The following is a 23,804-nucleotide window of genomic DNA, read 5'->3' as shown; positions in this document are numbered from 1 at the left end:
TGCCGAAAAAATGGGAACTCCAAAGATTCCATTGATTTCCTATATTCGAATTTTGTCAATTTTGTTTGACAATGCCATAGAAGCCGCTTTGGAGTCTGCGGAGCCAAGAATCTCAGTCGCCAATTTCTACCAAGATGATGAGTTTGTTTTTATGATTGAGAATTCAACTAAGGAAAAATCGGTGGATTTAACTAAGATTTTTGAGCGTGGCTACTCAACCAAAGGAGACAATCGCGGCCTCGGGCTAGCGACGCTAATGGATTTTCAAGATGACTACGAGAATTTGTCGGTTGAAACCCGCAGTTCAGATTACACATTCACACAAGTTGTCCGAATTTTTGAGGCATAATTATTCCTAAAAAGCTAATTTTTGTCCTCTTAGGAATGTTTTTTGTCCTTTTAGGAATTGGGCGTTAAATTGGCACGAAAAAAGGGTATGATAGATATGGTTATCAGAGGATAACTTCTTAGTTGGAGCATTGACGAATTAGATTTTTGTTCACTTTTGCTTTTGGGGTTAGTGGCAAATGAGTTTAGAAATCTTAAGAGTTTTATTGATCAATCAACCTGCTATTTCAGGTTAGTTGTTATTGGAGATTAGGGGAAAATAATAGCTGACATTATTGTCAAGTATTAGTTTAACTTTTGACATCTGTTTTTCAGAGAATACTTACAATACTTTTAAAATCATTTCTGGGGAAGATAAAGGTGATTTATGCGCTAGTATTAGTGTTTTTCTGGGAGAAAAATCCATCCATAAAAAAAGAACTACTTGATATTAAAAGGAAATAGTTTGATGAAATTGTAGAGAGCAAGACGAGCGGAGCACTAGTATCCTTCATCGACCGCACACCAACCCTTTCTACACATTGAGCCAGGAGTGTTGAGTTTAGACAATAGGATGTTTTTTGCTTGCAACTAATAGTTTTTTAGTCCCTGTCGGTCGATAGGGATTTTTTATATGTTACAATAATAGATGATCAATGATGTTATTGTTTAAGGGAGAAAACAATGATTGATATCTATGTATTAGAAGATAATGTAAATCAGCAGTTCCGTATTGAAAAAATGATTGGAGATTTACTCGAGACAAATCAGTGGGAAACCCGTCATTTTGATTTATTTAGTGAACCTGATTATTTAACTAACCTAGTTGAGGAGTCTTTTCCTCAAATTTTTTTCCTGGATATTGATATTCATGGAGATAATACCAAAGGAATTGAAGTGGCTAAGGCGATAAGGGAAAAATCACGCACAGCGACAATTGTTTTTGTGACGACTCACTCTGAATTCATGTTATTAACTTATCGAGCGCAAGTTAGTGCACTTGATTTTATTGATAAAACAGATAAAGATGATGCGATAAAAGATAACTTAAAAAAATGCTTGCAAAAGGTCTTTGAGGACCAAGGCTTTAACATTCCTAAGGAAATATTTGTTTTTGAAAATAACAAAACGAAAATCCGCATTCCCTTGGAAGATATCCTTTATTTTGAAACCGCGGAAAGTCATCGCCTGAAGTTGATTACAAAAACTGGACAACGTCATTTTTATGGTTCAATCAAAGAAGTGATGCAAGCTAATCAGAAATTATTTAGATGTCATAAATCATATCTGATTAACCTAAATAATATTGTTAGGTTAGATAAAAAAGAAGGTTTGGTTTATTTTGACGATGATAAAACCTGTTATGTTTCTAGAAAATATATCAAAGACTTAAGGTTAAAAATGGAAAATCTGAAATAGAAAAAACGCCAGCTTGTTAGTTGGCGTTTTGCGTTTTAAAAAGGAAAGGACGGGATTTGAACCCGCGTGTGAAAGGATTCCACTTGCCAGATTTCGAGTCTGGTGCCGTACCAAGCTGGGCCACCTTTCCAAACTCTAATAGTGATGTGAAGTGTGCTTAATCAAAAACATTAGCTATGTCACCATTTCTAAAAGACAATGCCATTATACTCCTTTGAAGTAAAAAAGCCAATCAAGTGAAATCTTTTGGCTTGATTACTGAATAAACGCCCATTTTTTGCTATAATGGGACTATCAATCAAAAAAAGGAAATACATTTGCAAGGTAGAATTATCAAGTCTCTAGCAGGTTTCTATTATGTAGAATCTGATGGAGTTGTTTATCAAACACGTGCGCGTGGAAATTTTAGAAAAAAAGGTCAAACACCTTACGTTGGTGATTTTGTTGATTTTTCAGCAGAAGACCATTCAGAAGGTTATATTTTAGCAATTCATGACAGAAAAAACAGTCTTGTTCGCCCACCAATTGTCAACATCGACCAAGCGGTGGTCATCATGTCAGCTAAAGAGCCTGATTTTAATGCTAATTTGTTAGATCGTTTCTTGGTTTTATTAGAGCATAAGGCGATTGAACCAATTGTTTATATTTCAAAAATGGATTTATTGACAAATCCTGATGAGATTGCAGCGATTCAAAAACAATACCAAGAAATTGGTTATCAATTTTGCACATCTTTAGACGAATTGCTTCCGCTCTTGACGGACAAAGTAACCGTCTTTATGGGACAGACAGGTGTTGGAAAATCAACATTGCTAAACAAGATTGCTCCTGATTTGAAACTAGAAACAGGTGAAATTTCAGATAGTCTTGGGCGTGGTCGACACACGACACGAGCTGTTAGTTTTTATAATGTCAACGGTGGTAAAATCGCTGACACGCCAGGATTTTCATCACTGGATTACGAAATAACTAATGCAGAAGACCTGAACAAAGCTTTTCCAGAGCTCCGTCGTTTAAGTCGTTTGTGTAAATTCCGTTCATGTACGCATACTCATGAACCATCGTGTGCGGTCAAAGACGCCGTTGAGTCTGGAGAACTTTGGCAGTCACGTTATGATAACTATCTTCAATTTCTCAGTGAAATTGAGAATCGTCGCGAAACATATAAGAAAGTTGTAAAAAGAAAGTAGGTACTTATGTCAAACAATAAAATCGCTCCATCAATTTTAGCTGCTGATTATGCTAACTTTGCTTCAGAATTAAAACGTATTGAAGAAACAAGTGCTGAATATGTGCACATCGATATTATGGATGGCCAATTTGTACCTAACATTACTTTTGGTGCAGATGTTGTGGCTAGCATGCGTAAACACAGCAAACTTGTTTTTGATTGCCACTTGATGGTTGTCAATCCCGAACGCTTTGTTGATGCTTTTGCACAAGCTGGTGCTGATATCATGACAATTCATGCAGAATCAACCCTTCACATTCATGGTGCCCTTCAAAAAATTAAAAAAGCTGGCATGAAATCTGGTGTTGTTATCAACCCAGGAACACCTGTTTCAGCTATTGAACCTGTTTTGAGCTTGGTTGACCAAGTGCTTATCATGACAGTTAACCCAGGATTTGGTGGTCAAGCTTTCATTCCTGAAATGCTTGAAAAGGTTCAAAAAGTTGCTAAAATTCGTGACGAAAAAGGTTACGATTTTGATATTGAAGTTGACGGTGGTGTAGATAACAAGACTATTAAAGCATGCTATCAAGCTGGAGCTAACGTCTTTGTTGCAGGATCATATCTCTTTAAAGCAAGCGATTTGACTGCACAAGTAGAAACATTGCGCGTGGCTTTAGATGACTAAGGTAGCTGTATTTGCTGGTGGTCAATTATCAGATTTCTCCACTGGATTTGATGTCTTTGTCGGTGTGGATCGAGGCAGTTTGTTTTTATTAGAAAATAAGCTCCCGCTGGATTTTGCAGTTGGTGATTTTGACTCAGTTAGTCAAGATGAACTGCAGTTGATTAAAAAAACAGCGAAAGCTTTTGTTCAAGCATGTCCTGAAAAGGATGATACTGATACTGAACTTGCTTTAAAAAAAGTATTTGAGCAATATCCAAAGGCTCAAGTCACGATTTTTGGAGCGTTTGGTGGTCGAATTGATCATATGATGTCCAATCTCTTCTTGCCTGGGGATCCTGATTTAGCACCATTTATGCGTCAGATAACTTTGCGAGACAAGCAAAACAGCATTCAGTTTTATCCAGCGGGGACTTGCCAAGTTTTGCCTGAAGCCGAAATGACCTATGTGTCTTTCATGGCTGATGGCGATGCAGATTTAACCATTGAAGGAGCTAAATACAATTTGAATGCTAAAAATTTTTTCAAAAAGAAAATTTATTCTAGCAACGAATTTCTAGACCAGCAGCCTATTACAGTTACTTTAGCATCGGGTTATCTTATCGTTATTCAGAGTAAGGATAGGTAATATGTTAGTAATAACTTTATTGTTAGGAGTCATTGGAGTTGCTTTGTTGGTTTACCTTTTATCAAAAATCGCAAAGCTAACTGATGATTTATCACAAAAAATGGACGATAATGCAGATAATTTATCTGACCAAGTCTCTTATCAACTTGACTTAGCTCAAAAAGATCAGGTCTTGGCTTTAAATAATCAGCTCAATCGTCTGCAAAATGATTTATATACACAATTAAATGATATTCGCGATGTGCTTCATAAAAGTTTAAGCGAGAACCGCGACCGTTCTGACCAACGCCTAGAAATCATTAACCGTAATTTGACAAATTCTGTCAAAGAAATGCAAGCGTCTAATGAAAAACGCTTAGAAGAAATGCGTCAGACCGTTGAAGAAAAGCTAGAGCAGACTTTGCAGAATCGTTTGAAAGCCTCATTTGAGACAGTTTCAAAACAATTAGAATCTGTTAATCAAGGTTTGGGTGAGATGAAAACAGTCGCTCAGGATGTTGGTACCTTGAACAAAGTGCTTTCTAATACGAAAACACGTGGTATTCTCGGTGAATTGCAATTAGGGCAAATTATCGAAGATATCATGACGCCAAGTCAGTACGAACGTGAAGTTCCGACCGTTTCTGGTTCAAGCGAACGCGTGGAATATGCCATCAAACTCCCAGGAGTTGAAGACGATGGCTATGTTTATTTGCCAATCGATTCAAAATTCCCGTTGGAAGATTATTATCGTTTAGAAGATGCTTATGAAAGTGGTGATAAGGAACAAGTTGAACTTTATCGTAAGTCACTTCTAAATAGTATCAAACGTTTTGCTAAAGATATCAATAAAAAATACTTAAATCCACCTGAGACAACTAATTTCGGTATTATGTTTTTACCGACAGAAGGATTGTATTCAGAAGTGGTTCGCAATGCTAGCTTCTTTGATAGCTTGCGACGTGATGAGAATATTGTTGTGGCAGGTCCATCAACGCTATCAGCTCTATTAAATTCGCTTGCTGTCGGATTCAAAACTCTTAATATTCAGAAAAATGCGAACGATATCAGCAAGATTCTAGGGAATGTTAAGGTGGAATTTGAGAAATTTGGCAACATGCTTGTTAAAGCTCAAAAACAAATTAACACTGCAAATAATACCTTGGATAGCTTGATTTCCACACGAACAAATGCAATTATCCGTGCGTTGAATACAGTAGAATCTTACCAAGATCAAGCAACGAAAAGCTTGCTTAACCTCCCACCATTAGAAGAAGAGGACAATCATGAAAATTAGTCAAATGAAAAAAGACGAACTCTTTGAAGGGTTCTACTTGATAAAATCTGCAGAACTTCGTAAGACAAGAGCTGGTAAAGATTACATCGCCTTCACCTTCCAAGATGATAGTGGTGAAATCTCAGGAAATCTTTGGGATGCTCAGCCTTATAACGTTGAAGAATACACTGCAGGTAAAGTTGTTTATATGAAAGGACGTCGTGAGGTCTATAACGGCACACCTCAAGTGAACCAAATTACGCTACGTAATACACGAGAAGGTGAACCAAATGACCCACGCGATTTCAAAGAAAAATCACCTGTTGATGTTCTTGATGTCAAAGAATATCTTGAACAGATGATGTTTAAAATTGAAAATGCGGTTTGGCAACGTGTGGTTCGTGCACTCTATCGCAAATATGACAAAGAATTCTTTACGTATCCAGCTGCTAAAACTAATCACCATGCATTTGAATCAGGTTTAGCCTACCACACAGCAACTATGGTTCGTTTGGCAGATGCGATTGGTGATGTCTATCCACAGCTTAATAAGAGCTTGCTTTATGCTGGTATTATGCTCCATGACTTAGCTAAAGTTATTGAATTGACAGGTCCAGACAACACAGAGTACACGGTTCGTGGTAATCTAATCGGTCACATTGCTTTGATTGATGAAGAAATTACAAAAGTTTTGACAGAGTTAAATATTGATGATACGAAAGAAGATGTTATTATTCTCCGTCATGTTGTCTTAAGTCACCATGGTTTACTGGAATATGGTAGTCCAGTTCGTCCACGTGTCATGGAAGCAGAAATTATTCACATGATTGATAATATCGATGCTGAAATGATGATGATGACAACAGCTTTGAGCCGTATTGATGAAGGCGAAATGACAAATCGTATCTTTGCTATGGACAACCGTTCTTTCTATAAACCAAAGCTATAATTAATCGATTTAAGAAATTCTAATCGTGGTTCGCCCACGGTTTTTTAATATAAAAAAGGTATCCAGACGGATACCTTTGAATGATGCACAGTTGTATTAGTTATTGCTTCGTATAGATATCTTGGCTTCCATCACCTTCAGTCAAAGTAAGTTGATTACCGTCTAATTGATAGGTTTTCATATCATCACCGATTAGGATAATCTGTTTGTCAACATTGACTTTTACTGAATCAATATCAATTTTTTCGTCGTATTTCTTAGTTTCTAGTTGGCCAGTTCCATCCTTGATGATTAAAGTTTTAACTTCATCAAATCTTTCTAAAACATAAGTTCCATCCAAAAAAGTTGAGGTGCTACATTAAAAATGTCTGAGCTAGAATAACTAGGGCTAGTTGTTTCGGTTTGATTTGAAGCAGTAGCGTTATTTTGCGCCCGACAAGCTCCTAAAAATCGTTGCTAGCATCAAACCAGCTAATTTGAACAGTTTTTCCATAATTAGACCTCCGTTTTTCATTAATTGCATCGTTGTGCAAATAGACTAAGGACCATTAATTAAACAAGAAACAATATTATTTCACTTTACGGTATCAAATCGAGATTATCAATTGCTTTATCATCTATGGTTTATCATTTATAGCTGTCTCTTCTCGCTGATGTTATATTATTGAAGATTTTTTACTGTCAAAGGATAACGCTTACTATGTTGCTATGATAGCTTTTTTCCACATTTTAAGAGAGTTTATTAAAGTTATAAAGTGCGTTAAATAACACAACATTTTAATATTACGCTCTCAAGAATCCCTTTACATTAGGAAAAAACATAAAAAACGTACATTTTTTATTAAAATGTTCGTTTTTTTCGTCTTCTTATGTTATAATAACAAAAACAGATACTAAAAATGGAGAAATTATGAAATTACGACGTAGTGAACGCATGGTTGTCATCTCCAACTATTTGATTAACAACCCTTATAAGTTGACAAGTTTAAACACTTTTGCTGAAAAATACGAAGCAGCAAAATCTTCTATTTCTGAAGACATTGCCATCATTAAAAAAGCTTTTGAAGAATCTGGCATTGGTGAAATTGAAACTGTCACAGGGGCAAGTGGAGGTGTCATTTTTACACCAGGAATCTCTGAAGAAGAAGCAAGGTCGGTTATTGAAGATTTACGTGATAGTATGTCAGAAAGTAATCGTATCCTTCCAGGTGGTTATATTTATTTATCAGACTTGCTAAGTACACCACGCATTCTACAAAGTGTAGGGCGTATTATTGCTAATGCCTTTAAAGGACACAAGATTGATGCTGTTATGACAGTTGCCACAAAAGGTGTGCCATTAGCTAATGCTGTAGCTAATATTTTAAATGTACCTTTTGTTATTGTTCGCCGAGACCTTAAAATTACTGAAGGTTCTACGGTTTCTGTCAATTACGCAAGCGGATCAAGTGATCGTATTGAAAAGATGTTCTTGTCAAAACGTAGCTTGAAACCAAATAGCCGAGTATTGATTGTCGATGATTTCCTTAAAGGTGGTGGTACAATTTCTGGTATGGTTAGCCTTTTGACAGAATTTGATAGTACATTAGTTGGTGTTGCTGTCTTTGCTGAAAATGCACAAGAAAAACGTGACCGCATGAACTATAAATCATTGCTAAAAGTTTCAGAAATTGACGTTAAAAATAACCACGTTAAAGTAGAACTTGGTAATATCTTTGACAAATAATCAGAAAGAGGCGATTGCCTCTTTTTTTGTATCTCTGAAAATAATGTTTCAAAACAGGAAAAACAAGCAAAATCAGTTGACATGTTGCCAGTCTTATGGTATTATTATGAACGGTACTTTTTACTTTTGGTCTCTCCAGAGTGTACAGAGACGTGCTGACAAATGTTGCAAAGTACACATTTTAGATAGGGACTGTCACCAAGCGCCCTATCAACCAAAATAAAAATCTTACAGGAGAAAAGTAGATGCCTACAATCAACCAGTTGGTACGTAAACCACGTAAATCTAAAGTTGAAAAATCTAAATCACCAGCTCTTAACGTTGGTTACAACAGCCACAAAAAAGTTCAAACTAACGTATCTTCACCACAAAAACGTGGTGTTGCAACACGTGTTGGAACAATGACACCTAAAAAACCTAACTCAGCCCTTCGTAAATTCGCTCGTGTACGTTTGAGCAACCTTATCGAAGTTACTGCATACATCCCAGGTATCGGACACAACCTTCAAGAACACAGTGTTGTTCTTATCCGTGGTGGACGTGTAAAAGACCTTCCAGGGGTACGTTACCACATCGTTCGTGGTGCACTTGATACTGCAGGTGTTGCTGACCGTAAACAAAGCCGTTCTAAATACGGTGCTAAACGTCCTAAAGGATAATAAGAAGGGAGATAAGAAAGAATGAGTCGTAAAAATAGAGCGCCAAAACGCGAAGTATTGCCAGATCCATTATACAATTCACAACTTGTAACACGTCTTATCAACCGTGTTATGCTTGATGGTAAACGTGGTACTGCTGCATCAATCGTATATGATGCATTTGAACAAATTAAAGAAGCTACTGGAAACGATGCACTTGAAGTATTCGAAACAGCTATGGAAAACATCATGCCTGTTCTTGAAGTACGTGCTCGTCGTGTCGGTGGTTCTAACTACCAAGTCCCAGTTGAAGTTCGTCCAGAACGCCGTACAACTCTTGGACTTCGTTGGTTGGTAAACGCATCACGTGATCGTGGTGAACACACTATGAAAGATCGTCTTGCAAAAGAAATCCTTGATGCTGCTAACAACACTGGTGCTTCAGTTAAAAAACGCGAAGATACACACCGTATGGCAGAAGCAAACCGTGCATTCGCACACTTCCGCTGGTAATCTGCAAGATAATGATACGTCACTTCGAATGCATTTAATTTGTTTTACTACTGGCATTCGAAATTTGCTTAATCAGAATTTATTTCTGCTTAAGTTGTATCAAATTTAATAAAACATCTTTAGAACGGGTAGGTCCTGCCTATCCGTTCTAAAAGTATGTTATAATAAAGTAGTAAACTAAATTTATAATAGGAGAAAAAAATGGCTCGCGAATTTTCACTTGAAAAAACTCGTAACATCGGTATCATGGCTCACGTCGATGCTGGTAAAACAACAACAACTGAGCGTATTCTTTACTATACTGGTAAAATCCATAAAATCGGTGAAACACACGAAGGTGCTTCACAAATGGACTGGATGGAACAAGAGCAAGAACGTGGTATCACAATCACTTCTGCCGCTACAACTGCACAATGGAAAGACTACCGCGTAAACATTATCGACACACCAGGGCACGTGGACTTCACAATCGAAGTACAACGTTCACTTCGTGTTCTTGATGGTGCGGTTACAGTTCTTGACTCACAATCAGGTGTAGAACCTCAAACAGAAACAGTTTGGCGTCAAGCTACTGAATACGGTGTTCCTCGTATCGTATTCTCAAACAAAATGGACAAAATCGGTGCTGACTTCCTTTACTCAGTAAGCACACTTCACGATCGTCTTCAAGCTAACGCTCACCCAATTCAATTGCCAATCGGTTCTGAAGATAGCTTCCGTGGTATCATTGACTTGGTTCGTATGAAAGCTGAAATCTACACTAACGACCTTGGTACAGATATTCTTGAAGAAGACATCCCAGCAGAATACGTAGATCAAGCTAACGAATACCGTGAAAAATTGATCGAAGCAGTTGCTGAAACTGATGAAGAATTGATGATGAAATACCTTGAAGGTGAAGAAATCACTGAAGCTGAATTGAAAGCTGCTATCCGTAAAGCAACTATCAATGTTGAATTCTTCCCAGTTCTTTGTGGTTCTGCCTTCAAAAACAAAGGTGTTCAAATGATGCTTGATGCGGTTATCGATTACCTTCCAAGCCCACTTGACATCCCTGCAATCAAAGGTGTTAACCCAGATACAGATGAAGAAGAAGAACGTCCAGCTTCAGATGACGAACCATTTGCAGCCCTTGCGTTCAAGATCATGACTGACCCATTCGTAGGTCGTTTGACATTCTTCCGTGTTTACTCAGGTGTATTGAACAGCGGTTCTTACGTTCTTAACACTTCTAAAGGTAAACGTGAACGTATCGGACGTATCCTTCAAATGCACGCTAACCACCGTAACGAAATCGAAACAGTTTACGCTGGTGATATCGCCGCTGCTGTTGGTTTGAAAGATACTACAACTGGTGACTCATTGACTGATGAAAAAGCTAAAGTTATTCTTGAATCAATCGATGTTCCAGAACCAGTTATCCAATTGATGGTTGAACCTAAATCTAAAGCTGACCAAGATAAAATGGGTATCGCTCTTCAAAAACTTGCTGAAGAAGATCCAACATTCCGTGTTGAAACTAACGTTGAAACTGGTGAAACAGTTATCTCTGGTATGGGTGAACTTCACCTTGACGTCCTTGTTGACCGTATGAAACGTGAATTCAAAGTTGAAGCTAACGTAGGTGCTCCACAAGTATCATATCGTGAAACATTCCGTCAAGCTACTCAAGCACGTGGATTCTTCAAACGCCAATCTGGTGGTAAAGGTCAATTCGGTGATGTTTGGATTGAATTTACTCCAAATGAAGAAGGTAAAGGATTCGAATTCGAAAATGCTATCGTCGGTGGTGTCGTTCCTCGTGAATTCATCCCTGCAGTAGAAAAAGGTCTTCAAGAATCTATGGCTAACGGTGTTCTTGCTGGTTACCCAATGGTTGACGTTAAAGCTAAACTTTACGATGGTTCATACCACGATGTCGATTCATCTGAAACAGCCTTCAAGATCGCTGCATCACTTGCACTTAAAGAAGCTGCTAAAACTGCACACCCAGTTATTCTTGAACCAATGATGCTTGTTACAATCACAGCTCCAGAAGAAAACCTTGGTGACGTTATGGGTCACGTTACAGCTCGTCGTGGACGTGTTGATGGTATGGAAGCTCACGGTAACAGCCAAATCGTTCGTGCCTTCGTTCCACTTGCTGAAATGTTCGGTTACGCAACAGTTCTTCGTTCTGCAACTCAAGGACGTGGTACATTCATGATGGTATTTGACCACTACGAAGACGTTCCTAAATCAGTTCAAGAAGAAATCATCAAGAAAAATTCTGGTGAATAATTACTCATAAAAAGGATGCTCAAATGAGCGTCCTTTTTTGTAATGAAAACGGTAATAATATTTGCAATTTTAGCGAAATAGTTATATAATAATAGCGTTGAAAGGTTGATTTGTGCCTACGTAAGTTAATCTTTTCACAATTGTCTAAAAGGGAAACCTTTTAAAATAAAAAATTTTTTTTTGATTTTCATAAGGAGGAAATCACTAATGGTAGTTAAAGTTGGTATTAACGGTTTCGGTCGTATCGGTCGTCTTGCATTCCGTCGTATCCAAAACGTTGAAGGTGTTGAAGTAGCTCGTATTAACGACCTTACTGACCCAGCTATGCTTGCTCACTTGTTGAAATACGATACAACTCAAGGTCGTTTCAACGGTGATGTTGTTGTTAAAGATGGTGGTTTTGAAGTTAACGGTCAATTCGTTAAAGTTTCTGCTGAACGTGACCCAGAACAAATCGACTGGGCTAACGACGGTGTAGAAATCGTTCTTGAAGCAACTGGTTTCTTTGCAACTAAAGCTGCTGCTGAAAAACACTTGCACGAAGGTGGAGCTAAAAAAGTTGTTATCACTGCTCCTGGTGGATCAGATGTTAAAACAATCGTATTTAACACTAACCACGAAATCCTAGATGGTACTGAAACAGTTATCTCAGCTGGTTCATGTACAACTAACTGTCTTGCACCAATGGCTGATGCTTTGAACAAAAACTTCGGTCTTAAAGTTGGTACAATGACTACAGTTCACGGTTACACTGGTGACCAAATGACTCTTGATGGACCACACCGTAAAGGTGACTTCCGTCGCGCACGTGCTGCTGCTGAAAACATCGTTCCTAACTCAACTGGTGCTGCTAAAGCTATCGGTCTTGTTATCCCTGAATTGAACGGTAAACTTCAAGGTCATGCACAACGTGTACCAGTTCCAACTGGATCACTTACTGAACTTGTTTCAGTTCTTGACAAAAAAGTAACTGTTGAAGAAGTTAACGCTGCTATGCAAGCTGCTGCAACTGAATCATTCGGTTACAACACTGACCAAGTAGTTTCAAGCGATATCGTAGGTATCTCATTCGGTTCATTGTTTGACGCAACTCAAACTGAAGTAACTGAAGCTGCTGACGGTACTCAATTGGTTAAAACTGTTTCATGGTACGACAACGAAATGTCATACACTTCACAACTTGTTCGTACTCTTGAATACTTCGCAAAAATTGCTAAATAATCATTGAGTTGATCAGTTAAAGAGAGGATTTATTCCTCTCTTTTTTGTTTTCTGTAAATATGTTCTTTAAATCTCATGCGCTTGTAGAGGCTGAGGGACAAATTCTATTGATTTAACTACCTCTTTTACAGGTTTTGTGATATAATTAGCATGTATAAAAAATTATAAGGAGTCCTATCAATGGCTAAATTGACTGTTAAAGACGTTGATTTGAAAGGTAAAAAAGTTCTTGTCCGTGTTGACTTTAACGTACCTTTGAAAGATGGCGTTATCACTAATGACAACCGTATTTCTGCGGCTCTTCCAACAATCAAGTACATCATCGAACAAGGTGGTCGTGCAATTCTTTTCTCTCACCTTGGACGTGTTAAAGAAGAAGCTGATAAAGAAGGTAAATCTCTTGCTCCAGTAGCAGCTGATTTGGCAGCTAAACTTGGTCAAGATGTTGTCTTCCCAGGTGTTACACGTGGTGCTGAACTTGAAGAAGCTATCAACAACCTTAAAGATGGTGAAGTTCTTCTTGTTGAAAACACTCGTTTTGAAGATGTTGACGGTAAAAAAGAATCTAAAAACGATCCAGAACTTGGTAAATACTGGGCTTCACTTGGTGACGGAATCTTCGTTAACGATGCATTTGGTACTGCACACCGTTCACACGCATCTAACGTAGGTATCTCTGCAAACGTTGAAAAAGCTGTTGCAGGTTTCCTTCTTGAAAACGAAATTGCTTACATCCAAGAAGCTGTTGAAAACCCAGTTCGTCCATTTATCGCAATCCTTGGTGGTTCAAAAGTTTCAGATAAAATCGGTGTTATCGAAAACTTGTTGAAAAAAGCTGATAAAGTTCTTATCGGTGGTGGTATGACTTACACATTCCTTAAAGCACAAGGTATCGAAATCGGTAACTCACTTGTTGAAGAAGACAAACTTGACGTTGCTAAAGAACTTTTGGCTAAAGCTAACGGTAGATTGATCTTGCCAGTTGACTCAAAAGAAGCTAACGCTTTTGCTGACTACACTGAAGTTAAAGATACTGAAGGTGCAGCTGTAGATGCTGGATTCCTTGGTCTTGATATCGGTCCTAAATCAATCGCTAAATTCGACGAAGAATTGACTGGTGCTAAAACAGTTGTTTGGAACGGACCTATGGGTGTATTTGAAAACCCTGACTTCCAAGCTGGTACAATCGGTGTAATGGACGCTATCGTTAAACAACCAGGCGTTAAATCAATCATCGGTGGTGGTGACTCAGCTGCCGCAGCTATCAACCTTGGCCGTGCAGACAAATTCTCATGGATCTCTACTGGTGGTGGAGCTTCTATGGAACTTCTTGAAGGTAAAGTACTTCCAGGTCTTGCTGCATTGACTGACAAATAATTCTCAACTTTGAGAATAGAAGAGCCCCTTGGGGCTCTTTTTTTGTTTACACTTGAAAAAGTAAACGCATTCCAGTCTAGCGAAAACGATTTAAAATGTGTTAAAATAAAGAAAATATATTGGGTTGTGGGTTATGAAGTATTTGAAAGATCTTTTATCAAATTATAAATTTGATCCGAGTAAGTTTAAGTTAGGGATGCGAACGCTGAAGACAGGTTTGTCTGTCTTTTTGGTTCTTTTATTATTTTATTTATTTAGTTGGGAAGGGCTGCAGATTGGAACGCTGACGGCTGTTTTCAGTTTACGTGAAAGTTTGGATAAAAGTGTTCACTTTGGTTTTTCACGTATTGTTGGAAATAGTGTCGGTGGTTTTCTATCTTTGCTCTTCTTTTTAATTAATCAATTTTTTCACAACCAATTTTGGGTGACTTTGATTTTTGTTCCAGTATTTACCATGCTTGGCATTATGATCAATGTTTCGATTAATAATAAAGCAGGGATTATTGGTGGAACGTCGGCACTTTTAATTATTACGCTATCAATCCCTGCTGGGGATACGATTTTGTATGTCTTTGCAAGGGTGTTTGAAACATTCTGCGGAGTCTTTGTTGCTATACTCGTTAATTCTGATGTAGACATGGTTCGTGAGTGGTTGAAAAATAAAAATGAAAAAAATTGAGTCTTAATGTCATATTTCCTGACATATGGGGTTGACAGTTTAGAATTTTCAGACTATAATAATTATCGGAAGGAGGTCATCATGAAAGAAAAAGAACTCAGACGTTCCATGGCGGTTTTTCCCATTGGGACAGTAATGAAATTGACCGATTTAACAGCACGTCAGATTCGTTATTATGAGGATCAAGGGTTAATAACCCCAGAACGTACTTCAGGTAACCGTCGTATGTTTTCATTAAATGATATGGATCGATTGCTTGAAATTAAAGATTTCCTTGACGAGGGGCTTAATATTGCGGCTATCAAGCGTGAATACGCGGATAGACAAGATAAAGCACTTCAGAAGCAGAAGTCTTTAACTGATGCTGATGTTCGTCGAATCTTACAAGATGAACTCCGAAACCAAGGTCGTTTTTCGGCCCCATCACAGTACATTAGCAATTGGCGCATCTAAATAAGCGCCGCTCGGTTATTTCGGTTTTAAAAGGAGACCTAAATTCATGACTATTACAGCAGCTGACATCCGTCGCGAAGTCAAAGAAAAAAATGTTACATTTTTACGCTTGATGTTCTCAGATATCGCTGGAACATTGAAAAACGTAGAAATCCCAGCAACTGACGAACAACTTGACAAAGTATTGTCAAACAAAGCAATGTTCGATGGTTCTTCAATCGAAGGTTTTGTACGTATCAACGAATCTGATATGTTCTTGCACCCAGATCTTGATACATGGACAGTGTTCCCTTGGGGTGGTGAAAATGGTGCTGTTGCAGGTTTGATCTGTGATATCTACACTCCAGAAGGTGAACCATTCGCAGGTGACCCACGTGGTAACTTGAAACGTGCACTTCGTCACATGGAAAAAGTTGGTTTCAAATCATTTAACCTTGGTCCAGAACCAGAATTCTTCTTGTTCAAATTGGATGAAAAAGGTGAACCAACTCTTGAAGTAAACGACCGCGGTGGTTACTTTGACCTTGCACCAACTGACCTTGCAGATAACACTCGTCGTGAAATCGTTAATGTTTTGACTGAAATGGGATTTGAAGTTGAAGCAAGTCACCACGAAGTTGCGATTGGTCAACACGAAATCGACTTTAAATATGCTGATGTTTTGAAAGCATGTGATAACATTCAAATTTTCAAACTTGTTGTTAAAACAATTGCTCGTAAACATGGTCTTTACGCTACATTCATGGCTAAACCTAAATTCGGTATCAACGGTTCTGGTATGCACTGTAACATGTCATTGTTCGACTACGATGGAAACAATGCTTTCTTTGATACTGAAGATCCAAAAGGTATGCAATTGTCTGAAACAGCATACTACTTCCTTGGCGGTTTGATGAAACACGCTTATAACTACACTGCAATCATGAACCCAACTGTAAACTCATACAAACGTTTGGTTCCTGGTTATGAAGCACCAGTTTACATCGCATGGGCTGGACGTAACCGTTCACCACTTATCCGCGTACCTGCATCACGTGGAATGGGTACTCGTTTGGAACTTCGTTCAGTTGACCCAACTGCTAACCCATATCTTGCTCTTGCTGTCCTTCTTGAAGCAGGTCTTGATGGTATTGAAAACAAAATTGAAGCACCAGCTCCAGTTGAATCAAATATCTACATCATGACTCAAGAAGAACGTAAAGAAGCTGGAATTCGTGATCTTCCATCAACATTGCACAATGCCGTTAAAGCATTACAAGATGATGAAGTGGTTAAAGCTGCTCTTGGAAATCACATCTTTACAAACTTTGTGGAAGCTAAGAAAATTGAATGGTCAAGCTATGCGGCCTTTGTTTCACAATGGGAAATTGACAACTATCTAGATCTTTACTAAGAAGTAGTAGTAAGTAAGTAAGACAGCTTTTAGCTGTCTTTTTTTTCCCAAAAAATACCACATTCTAAATAGAAAGTTTAAATAAGAGCTATTCTAATTAGAGATAATGTGGTATAATGTGAAGTAAATATTCTGAATAATTAGACTATTTTAGTCTATTTTAGACTATTTGTATTAATGATAGGAGTAAGAGCTATGAATGAAAGTGCTTTGAGGGCGCAGCAGACAACGCTTTGGGATCCATCTTTTGAATCAGATGCCTGTGGGATGGGGTTTGTTGCACAACTCGATGGTGAAGCAAGTCATACTTTGATTGATTATGCCTTGACAATGTTGACACGTATGAATCACCGTGGTGGTACAGGAGCTGAACCTGATACTGGTGATGGTGCCGGAATGTTGCTTGCTTTACCAGATGAATTTTTCCAATTAAAAGCAAAAGAAGCAGGTTATGATTTACCTAAAAAAGGTGACTACGCTGTTGCACAACTATTTTTACCTCAAGATACTGAGGCTAAAGATAGCCTTCTAGAAGCAGTTAAAGCAGAAATTAAATCAGCTGGTTTCCATGTTTTGATGACTCGTGATGTGCCATTCAATTATGACAATTGTGGTCCAGCGGCACAAGAAATTATGCCAAGTTTTGTACAAGTTTTTGTTAAAAAACCTGATGATACTAAAGCTGGTCGTGATTTTGAAGACAAATTGTTCCGCTTGCGTCGTCAACTTGAAAAGAGCTTTTCATCTGATGAATTTTTCATCTGTTCTCTTTCAAGCAAAACAATTGTGTACAAAGGGATGCTTCATGCCTTCCAAGTTGGTCTTTTTTATCCTGACTTGCAAGATGAACATTTCAAATCACACATTGCATTGACACACTCTCGTTTCTCTACAAATACTTTCCCATCTTGGGATCGTGCACAACCATTCCGTTTCTTGGCTCACAATGGTGAAATCAATACCCTTCGTGGTGCAGAAAACTGGATGCACAGCCACCAGATTGAAGTTTATAATGAAGAAAACTCAGATTCTGCCAAGTTGGAAAACTGTTTAGAGTACCTTTATCGTAATGGTCGTGATATTCCACAAAGTCTATTGATGATGGTACCAGAAGCTTGGGGTGACGAGTCAGGTCTTCCTGATGACCTTAAAGCATTTTATGAATATGCATCAAGTTTTGTAGCTCCATGGGATGGTCCAGCTGCTCTTGTCTTTACAGATGGTGACATGGTTGGTGCTCGTTTGGACCGTAATGGTTTGCGTCCTAGCCGCTACTCATTGACAAAAGATAATTTCTTAATCTGTTCAAGTGAATCTGGTGTTGTTGACCTTGAACCAAGTCGCGTTATCGAAAAAGGTGTGCTTGGACCTGGTAACATGATGTTGATTGACACAACTTCTGGTAAATTGATGCGTAATGAAGAAGTCAAAGCCTACTATGCTGCACAACATCCATACAAAGAATGGGTTGAAGAAAATATTGCACATCTTAATGACTTTGAAGCTTCAGAATTAACTCAAGAAACAAATGACATTGAAACAATGTGGAAAGCTTACGGCTATAATGAAGAAGTTATTCGTACAGTTATCCTCCCAATGTCTGAAAAAGGTGAAGAACCTGTTATTTCTATGGGATTTGATAGCCCACTAGCAGTTCTTTCTAATAAGAGTCAATCTCTTTTCACTTTCTTTAAACAACAATTTGCCCAAGTTACAAACCCACCAATCGATGCGATTCGTGAACAAATTGTCGTTTCAACAAGTGTTTACCTCGGTGGTGATGGTAACTTCAAAGCTGATGGTGCTGATAACTGTGTCAAAGTTAAAATTGATAGTCCAGTTCTTTCAAGCGAAGATTTTGCCAAAATCGCTAACTTGCAAGACGAACGTTACCGTGCAACAACTCTCTCAACAGTTTACGATGTTGTTGAACCATCACATAATCGTTTGCAACGTGCGTTAGAAAATCTTTTCAAAGCAGCTGAAAAAGCTGTTGATAATGGTAGCAAGATTATCATTCTTTCAGACCGCAATGTAAAAGAAAACCAAACAACAATCCCAATGCTTTTGGCTGTTTCTGGTTTGAATAACTACATGGTTGTCAAAGGAAAAGCTAGTCAATTCTCAATTGTTGTGGATACGGCAGAAGCAATTGAAGTTCATCATTTTGCTACTTTGGTTGGTTATGGTGCTGCAGCCGTTCACCCTTATGGTGCTTATGCAACATTGAAAGAATACGGTAAAGATGAAACAGCATTTGAAAAATACCGTAAAGCAGCTGAAAAAGGTATCGTTAAAGTTATGAGCCGTATGGGGATTTCGACAATCCTTGGTTACAAAGGGGCTCAATTATTTGAAGCAGTTGGTCTTTCAGACTCAGTTGTTAACAAATACTTTACAGGTACAGTAACACGTATCGGTGGATTGTCTCTTGACCAAATTGAAAAAGAATATCTTCAACGTATGGAAGATGCCTTTGGTCCTCGTCGTGGTGATTATCTTCAAAGTGGCGGTATTTATCAATTTAAAGCAGATGGTGAATATCACCTCTTCAATCCACATACAATCTACAATTTCCAACAAGCTGTTCGTAAAGGAGATTACAAACTCTTCAAAGAATACACTGCTGAATTGGATAAAGAAGCCTTGTCAACTCCGACGACACTTCGTTCAATCTGGGAATTTAAATCAGATCGTCCAAAAGTTGACCTTTCTGAGGTTGAACCAGCAGAAGCAATTGTTAAACGTTTCAAAGTTGGTGCCATGAGTTTTGGTTCACTTTCTAAAGAAGCACACGAAACAATAGCTGAAGCAATGAACTCAATTGGAGCTAAATCTAACTCTGGTGAAGGTGGGGAAAACCGTAATCGTTTCAAAGTACAGCCAGATGGTCGTAACTTGAACTCTAAGATTAAACAAGTCGCTTCAGGTCGTTTTGGTGTTAATGCTGAATACCTTATGTCTGCTGAAGAAATCCAAATCAAGTTGGCACAAGGTGCAAAACCTGGTGAAGGTGGTCAGTTGCCTGGTCAAAAAGTCTTCCCATGGGTTGCTGAAATTCGTGGTGCAACGCCTGGTGTGCGTTTGATTTCACCACCACCTCACCATGATATCTACTCAATCGAAGATTTGGCTCAATTGATTTATGACCTTAAAGCTATTAATCCTTACGCTAAAATCAATGTTAAATTGGTTTCAAGTACTGGTGTTGGTACAATTGCTACAGGTTGTGTAAAAGCTGGTGCTGATAAGGTTGTTATCTCTGGTTATGATGGTGGTACAGGAGCTTCTCCTCGTAACTCTGTTCGTGATGCTGGTCTTCCATGGGAAATGGGATTGGCTGAAGCTCATCAAACATTGTCACTTAATCGCCTTCGTCAACGTATGACGCTTGAAACAGATGGTAAATTGATGACAGGTCGTGATGTTGCCATTGCCACACTTCTTGGTGCAGAAGAATATTCATTTGCAAGTTTGACATTGATTTCAATTGGTTGTGTCATGATGCGTGTATGTTCTCTTAATACTTGTCCTGTTGGTGTTGCAACGCAAAACCCAGAACTTCGTAAGCACTTCGCTGGTAAACCTGAACATGTTATCAACATGATGATGTTTATGGCAGAAGAATTGCGTGAATACATGGCTGAGCTTGGTTTCCGTTCTGTTGATGAAATGGTCGGACATTCAGAAATCTTGAAAGCTAAATTTGTTCCAAAAGGTAAAGCTAAATCACTTGATTTTTCTCGTATGCTTGGAACAGCTTATCCAATTGAACGTAAGACAGAAGATCCATTTGCTGAAGCACGTCAATGGAAAGAATTGGATGGATTTGCCAAAGCCGCTGTCGATAGTGGTACAAGCGTAACAGTCAAAGAAAAAATCAACAATGTTCAACGTGCTGTCGGAGCTCGTATGGCAGGTTGGATGGCTGAACGTTATGGTAACTACTCAGTTGAACCTGGTTTGATTAAGTACGAATACACTGGTATTGCTGGTCAATCATTTGCAAGTTTTATTACTCAAGGTATGGAATTGACTTTGGTCGGTGAAGCCAATGACTACATTGCTAAATCTATGTCAGGTGGACGTTTGATTGTGAAACCACCACATGATGCTGCTTATGATATTGAAAATTCACCAATTGTTGGTAATGTTGCCCTCTTTGGTGCGGTCAAAGGTGAAGCTTACTTCGCTGGTCGTGCTGGTGAACGTTTCTGTGTTCGTAACTCAGGTGCGAAAGTTGTTGTTGAAGGTGTCGGAGCTCACGGTTGTGAATACATGACAGGTGGTGTTGCGGTTATCCTTGGTACAACAGGTCGTAACTTCGCTGCTGGTATGAGTGGTGGTGTTGCTTACGTTTACGATGCTGATGGCGATTTCGCTGAAAAAGTTAACCGTCAAATGGTTGACCTTTACAAAGTTGGTGAAACACGTGGTGACGATGTTTTGGTAGATATGATTCAAAAACACTACGAATACACTGGTAGTGCCAAAGCTAAACGTTTGCTTGACAACTGGGCACAAGAAGTTGATAAATTTGTCAAAGTTTACCCAACTGAGTTCCACGAAATCAATAACATTGAGTATGCTCTTGCTAATACTGGTCTAGAAGGTGACGAACTTGAATTGCGTACTTTCGAAATTGCAACTGGTGGAGCTGAAACAGCAGCAGAAAAAGAAGAGCTTCTCGCACAAGTAACAGGGGGTAAATAAAATGGCTAATCCGTTTGGATTTTTGAAATATGATCGAAAAGACAATCCGTTTCGTCCTGTTGCTGAACGCATCTTGGACTTTGAAGAATTACAAGTTCCATTAACAGCAGAAGAGCGCCAAAAGCAAGCTGCGCGTTGCATGTCTTGTGGGATTCCTTTCTGTCACTCAGGACAATTTTACGGTGGTGGACGTGCAGTTTCAGGTTGTCCAAATGACAATTTGATTCCTGAATGGAATGATTTACTATACAAAGGTGACTATAAGCGTGCATTTGAGCGTTTATCACGCACTAATCCGTTTCCAGAGATGACTGGACGTGTTTGTCCAGCTCCATGTGAAAAAGGCTGTACAGAGGGTCTCAATGGCTCTGGTGTTACTATCCATGATAACGAACGTTTTATCATCGATACAGCCTTTGAAAATGGTTGGGTAGAAGAATCAGGTCGTCCAGCATTTCGTACAGGATTTAAAATTGCCGTTATTGGTTCTGGTCCTGCAGGCCTTTCAACAGCATGGCGTCTTAACAAACTTGGTCACAGTGTTACAGTTTATGAACGTAGTGATCGCTTTGGTGGACTTTTGATGTACGGTATTCCAAATATGAAGTTGGATAAAGAAGTTGTTCAACGTCGTATTGATCTTATGGAAAAACTTGGTATCAATTTTGTTGCCAATACAGAAGTTGGACGTGATATTACTGCAGATGATTTGTTGAAAGAATATGACCGTGTAGTTCTTGCCACTGGTGCTAGTGTGCCACGTGATTTGGATGTTCCTGGTCGTCACTTGACTGGTATTCGATTTGCAGTTGATTTCTTAACAGAAACAACTAAAAATGTTCTTGCATCTGATAACAAAAAACTTGGTCCAACACTTGAAGGAAAACATGTTCTTGTTATCGGTGGTGGTGATACTGGTAATGACTGTATCGGTACAGCGGTTCGTTTAGGTGCAGCAAGCGTTAAACAGCTTGAAATCACTCCAGAACCACCAGAAAAACGCTTACCAACTAATCCATGGCCACAATACCCAATGATCAAACGTGTTGGTTATGGACAAGAAGAAGCTAACTATGTTCAAGATACTGAATTGACAACTTATGCAACATCAACAACAGAATTTATTGGTGCTGATCGTGGCCAAGTCATTGCTGCGAAAACTATCAAAGTTGGTCCTGGTTTCAAACCAATCGAAGGTACCGAAGAAACGATTAAAGCTGACCTTGTCTTGTTAGCAATGGGATTCACTGGTGCTGAAAAATCACTCTTTGAACAATTTGGTGTCCAAAGTGTTTATGATGATTATTCAACTAACAACGATCGTGTCTTTGTTGCTGGTGATGCTCGTCGTGGTCCAAGTCTTGTCATTTGGGGAATCCGTGAAGGACGTAAGGCTGCTGAACAAATCGACCAAGGTCTTCGTGTCATGGTTGCTCAATAATGAATTAATCTAAGCGTTTAACACACTTTCTTGTTTTCAATCATAAAAAAACTGTCCATTGGGCAGTTTTTTTGTAACGTTCATTTTGCAAATTGAGATTTCGTGAAATATAACGCTTACAATCCTTTATATAATTTGTAATATTGGCTTGCTATACTAGTGTTCATAAAGGGAGGAAGATTTTTATGAATTGTAAAACAAAATTAGTTCTAGCTACGGCGACATTGTCAGGTGCTTTGCTATTTTCACAAGTAAATGTAAAAGCAGATACTTACACCTTGCAAAGTGGTGATTCATTTTATAGTGTGGCGCAGATGTATGGACTAAGTGTTTATGACTTAGCAGCCTTAAATGGGATGTCTATTTATGACACTATTGTTCCTGGGCAAGTGCTACAGATACCTGATAAGACACCAATTGATCCATTTGTGACTAATTTGTTAACATCAAGTAGGAATTCTGAGGTAAGCCAAACTGATGTGCTAGCGTCAAAGCAGGACAGCTCGACTAATACTTACCCTGTTGGGCAATGCACTTGGGGTGTTAAGCAGGTAGCTACATGGGCAAGTAATTGGTGGGGAAATGCTGGCGACTGGGCAGCCAATGCCGCTTCACAAGGTTATGTGATTGGGACACAAGCTGAAGTAGGAGCTATTGTCTGCTGGACTGATCCTGATAGTTATGGGCATGTGGCTTACGTGACAGCTGTAAATGCCAGTGGGCAAATCCAAGTTTTAGAATCTAATTATGGCAATAAACAATGGATTGATAATTATCGTGGTTGGTTTGATCCAACAAAGAGTAACACTGCTGGAACAGTCAGCTATATCTATCCAGAAAGTTATTAACAAGATAGAATAAGTCTGGAAAAATTCCAGGCTTTTTTATTTCTGTGGATAAGTTGTTGATAAAAAGCTAGTTGATCACATCAACTAG

Annotated in this window: 20 protein-coding genes and 1 tRNA gene; 19 read left to right on the top strand and 2 right to left on the bottom strand. The window is 38.6% G+C overall.

Annotation, left to right across the window (positions count from 1 at the left end):
• The coding region (locus BMX18_RS03770) for a GHKL domain-containing protein (protein ID WP_257609184.1) at window positions 1-349 on the top strand (349 nt) is incomplete at its 5' end.
• 662 nt (window positions 350-1,011) lie between these two features.
• Entirely contained in the window at window positions 1,012-1,746 is a 735-nt protein-coding gene (locus BMX18_RS03765; RefSeq protein ID WP_093815135.1) for a LytR/AlgR family response regulator transcription factor, read from the top strand.
• A gap of 41 nt (window positions 1,747-1,787) precedes the next feature.
• Here the strand turns inward: BMX18_RS03765 and BMX18_RS03760 are convergent.
• A tRNA-Ser gene (locus tag BMX18_RS03760) sits at window positions 1,788-1,876 on the bottom strand.
• Between the two features lie 187 nt (window positions 1,877-2,063).
• Here BMX18_RS03760 and rsgA point away from each other — a divergent pair.
• Genes rsgA through BMX18_RS03735 form a run of 5 tightly spaced genes read left to right on the top strand, consistent with a single transcriptional unit; the run spans window position 2,064 to window position 6,434 of the window.
• Entirely contained in the window at window positions 2,064-2,936 is an 873-nt protein-coding gene (rsgA, locus tag BMX18_RS03755; RefSeq protein ID WP_093815133.1) for a ribosome small subunit-dependent GTPase A, read from the top strand.
• Window positions 2,937-2,942: 6 nt separating this feature from the next.
• On the top strand, window positions 2,943-3,605 hold the full coding sequence (gene rpe / locus BMX18_RS03750; RefSeq protein WP_093815131.1) for a ribulose-phosphate 3-epimerase: 663 nt from the start codon (window positions 2,943-2,945) through the stop codon (window positions 3,603-3,605).
• Window positions 3,598-4,230 carry a thiamine diphosphokinase gene (locus BMX18_RS03745; protein ID WP_093815129.1) on the top strand — a complete coding sequence of 211 codons (633 nt, stop codon included), beginning with the start codon at window positions 3,598-3,600 and terminating at the stop codon, window positions 4,228-4,230. Before rpe ends, BMX18_RS03745 begins: the two co-directional genes overlap by 8 nt.
• Before the next feature lies 1 nt (window position 4,231).
• Entirely contained in the window at window positions 4,232-5,506 is a 1,275-nt protein-coding gene (gene rmuC / locus BMX18_RS03740; RefSeq protein ID WP_006531897.1) for a DNA recombination protein RmuC, read from the top strand.
• Window positions 5,496-6,434 carry a 3'-5' exoribonuclease YhaM family protein gene (locus tag BMX18_RS03735; protein ID WP_006531898.1) on the top strand — a complete coding sequence of 313 codons (939 nt, stop codon included), beginning with the start codon at window positions 5,496-5,498 and terminating at the stop codon, window positions 6,432-6,434. The genes rmuC and BMX18_RS03735 overlap by 11 nt, the downstream gene beginning before the upstream one ends.
• A gap of 100 nt (window positions 6,435-6,534) precedes the next feature.
• On the opposite strand, the gene BMX18_RS03730 is transcribed toward BMX18_RS03735, so the two are convergent.
• A complete protein-coding gene (locus tag BMX18_RS03730; protein WP_074564455.1) occupies window positions 6,535-6,774 on the bottom strand; it encodes a hypothetical protein in 240 nt (79 codons plus the stop codon).
• 570 nt (window positions 6,775-7,344) lie between these two features.
• Here BMX18_RS03730 and purR point away from each other — a divergent pair.
• From purR to BMX18_RS03665, 12 genes are all read left to right on the top strand, one after another.
• Complete coding sequence (gene purR / locus BMX18_RS03725) at window positions 7,345-8,160, top strand: pur operon repressor (protein WP_020917482.1); 816 nt, start codon at window positions 7,345-7,347, stop codon at window positions 8,158-8,160.
• 245 nt (window positions 8,161-8,405) lie between these two features.
• Window positions 8,406-8,819 carry a 30S ribosomal protein S12 gene (rpsL, locus tag BMX18_RS03715; protein WP_003066537.1) on the top strand — a complete coding sequence of 138 codons (414 nt, stop codon included), beginning with the start codon at window positions 8,406-8,408 and terminating at the stop codon, window positions 8,817-8,819.
• Window positions 8,820-8,840: 21 nt separating this feature from the next.
• Window positions 8,841-9,311: a 30S ribosomal protein S7 gene (gene rpsG / locus BMX18_RS03710; protein WP_004233289.1), complete on the top strand. Its 471-nt coding sequence runs from the start codon at window positions 8,841-8,843 to the stop codon at window positions 9,309-9,311.
• A 201-nt stretch (window positions 9,312-9,512) separates the two neighbouring features.
• Window positions 9,513-11,591 carry an elongation factor G gene (gene fusA, locus BMX18_RS03705; protein ID WP_020917479.1) on the top strand — a complete coding sequence of 693 codons (2,079 nt, stop codon included), beginning with the start codon at window positions 9,513-9,515 and terminating at the stop codon, window positions 11,589-11,591.
• 207 nt (window positions 11,592-11,798) lie between these two features.
• Complete coding sequence (gap, locus tag BMX18_RS03700; RefSeq protein ID WP_021143165.1) at window positions 11,799-12,812, top strand: type I glyceraldehyde-3-phosphate dehydrogenase; 1,014 nt, start codon at window positions 11,799-11,801, stop codon at window positions 12,810-12,812.
• A gap of 180 nt (window positions 12,813-12,992) precedes the next feature.
• Window positions 12,993-14,189 (top strand): phosphoglycerate kinase, encoded by a 1,197-nt coding sequence (gene pgk, locus BMX18_RS03695; RefSeq protein WP_093815127.1) that lies wholly within the window; start codon window positions 12,993-12,995, stop codon window positions 14,187-14,189.
• Window positions 14,190-14,322: 133 nt separating this feature from the next.
• Window positions 14,323-14,868, top strand: coding sequence for an FUSC family protein (locus tag BMX18_RS03690; RefSeq protein ID WP_093815125.1), 546 nt, complete (start codon window positions 14,323-14,325; stop codon window positions 14,866-14,868).
• An 81-nt stretch (window positions 14,869-14,949) separates the two neighbouring features.
• Window positions 14,950-15,321 carry a MerR family transcriptional regulator gene (locus tag BMX18_RS03685; RefSeq protein WP_015695674.1) on the top strand — a complete coding sequence of 124 codons (372 nt, stop codon included), beginning with the start codon at window positions 14,950-14,952 and terminating at the stop codon, window positions 15,319-15,321.
• A gap of 46 nt (window positions 15,322-15,367) precedes the next feature.
• Complete coding sequence (glnA, locus tag BMX18_RS03680; RefSeq protein ID WP_039696248.1) at window positions 15,368-16,714, top strand: type I glutamate--ammonia ligase; 1,347 nt, start codon at window positions 15,368-15,370, stop codon at window positions 16,712-16,714.
• A gap of 195 nt (window positions 16,715-16,909) precedes the next feature.
• Complete coding sequence (gltB, locus tag BMX18_RS03675) at window positions 16,910-21,427, top strand: glutamate synthase large subunit (RefSeq protein WP_093815123.1); 4,518 nt, start codon at window positions 16,910-16,912, stop codon at window positions 21,425-21,427.
• Between the two features lies 1 nt (window position 21,428).
• Window positions 21,429-22,868, top strand: a complete 1,440-nt coding sequence (locus BMX18_RS03670) for a glutamate synthase subunit beta (RefSeq protein WP_074564451.1) — start codon at window positions 21,429-21,431, stop codon at window positions 22,866-22,868.
• A gap of 185 nt (window positions 22,869-23,053) precedes the next feature.
• The gene (locus BMX18_RS03665; protein WP_093815121.1) at window positions 23,054-23,716 is read left to right on the top strand and encodes a CHAP domain-containing protein; all 663 of its coding nucleotides are present in this window, start codon (window positions 23,054-23,056) and stop codon (window positions 23,714-23,716) included.
• Window positions 23,717-23,804 lie beyond the last annotated feature (88 nt).

The sequence above is a fragment of the Streptococcus sp. 45 genome (genome assembly GCF_900108865.1).
GTDB classification, from domain to species: Bacteria; Bacillota; Bacilli; order Lactobacillales; family Streptococcaceae; genus Streptococcus; species Streptococcus ruminicola.
This window is presented reverse-complemented; position numbering and strand designations above follow the sequence as displayed.

Excerpts from the sequence above, each read along its gene's own strand:
- BMX18_RS03690 (WP_093815125.1), top strand. The coding sequence starts at position 14,323 with ATGAAGTATTTGAAAGATCTTTTATCAAATTATAAATTTGATCCGAGT.
- fusA (WP_020917479.1), top strand. The coding sequence starts at position 9,513 with ATGGCTCGCGAATTTTCACTTGAAAAAACTCGTAACATCGGTATCATG.
- gltB (WP_093815123.1), top strand. The coding sequence starts at position 16,910 with ATGAATGAAAGTGCTTTGAGGGCGCAGCAGACAACGCTTTGGGATCCA.
- BMX18_RS03745 (WP_093815129.1), top strand. The coding sequence starts at position 3,598 with ATGACTAAGGTAGCTGTATTTGCTGGTGGTCAATTATCAGATTTCTCC.
- pgk (WP_093815127.1), top strand. The coding sequence starts at position 12,993 with ATGGCTAAATTGACTGTTAAAGACGTTGATTTGAAAGGTAAAAAAGTT.
- BMX18_RS03685 (WP_015695674.1), top strand. The coding sequence starts at position 14,950 with ATGAAAGAAAAAGAACTCAGACGTTCCATGGCGGTTTTTCCCATTGGG.
- rpsL (WP_003066537.1), top strand. The coding sequence starts at position 8,406 with ATGCCTACAATCAACCAGTTGGTACGTAAACCACGTAAATCTAAAGTT.
- rpsG (WP_004233289.1), top strand. The coding sequence starts at position 8,841 with ATGAGTCGTAAAAATAGAGCGCCAAAACGCGAAGTATTGCCAGATCCA.
- rpe (WP_093815131.1), top strand. The coding sequence starts at position 2,943 with ATGTCAAACAATAAAATCGCTCCATCAATTTTAGCTGCTGATTATGCT.
- purR (WP_020917482.1), top strand. The coding sequence starts at position 7,345 with ATGAAATTACGACGTAGTGAACGCATGGTTGTCATCTCCAACTATTTG.
- rmuC (WP_006531897.1), top strand. The coding sequence starts at position 4,232 with ATGTTAGTAATAACTTTATTGTTAGGAGTCATTGGAGTTGCTTTGTTG.
- BMX18_RS03665 (WP_093815121.1), top strand. The coding sequence starts at position 23,054 with ATGAATTGTAAAACAAAATTAGTTCTAGCTACGGCGACATTGTCAGGT.
- BMX18_RS03670 (WP_074564451.1), top strand. The coding sequence starts at position 21,429 with ATGGCTAATCCGTTTGGATTTTTGAAATATGATCGAAAAGACAATCCG.
- BMX18_RS03735 (WP_006531898.1), top strand. The coding sequence starts at position 5,496 with ATGAAAATTAGTCAAATGAAAAAAGACGAACTCTTTGAAGGGTTCTAC.
- BMX18_RS03765 (WP_093815135.1), top strand. The coding sequence starts at position 1,012 with ATGATTGATATCTATGTATTAGAAGATAATGTAAATCAGCAGTTCCGT.
- gap (WP_021143165.1), top strand. The coding sequence starts at position 11,799 with ATGGTAGTTAAAGTTGGTATTAACGGTTTCGGTCGTATCGGTCGTCTT.
- glnA (WP_039696248.1), top strand. The coding sequence starts at position 15,368 with ATGACTATTACAGCAGCTGACATCCGTCGCGAAGTCAAAGAAAAAAAT.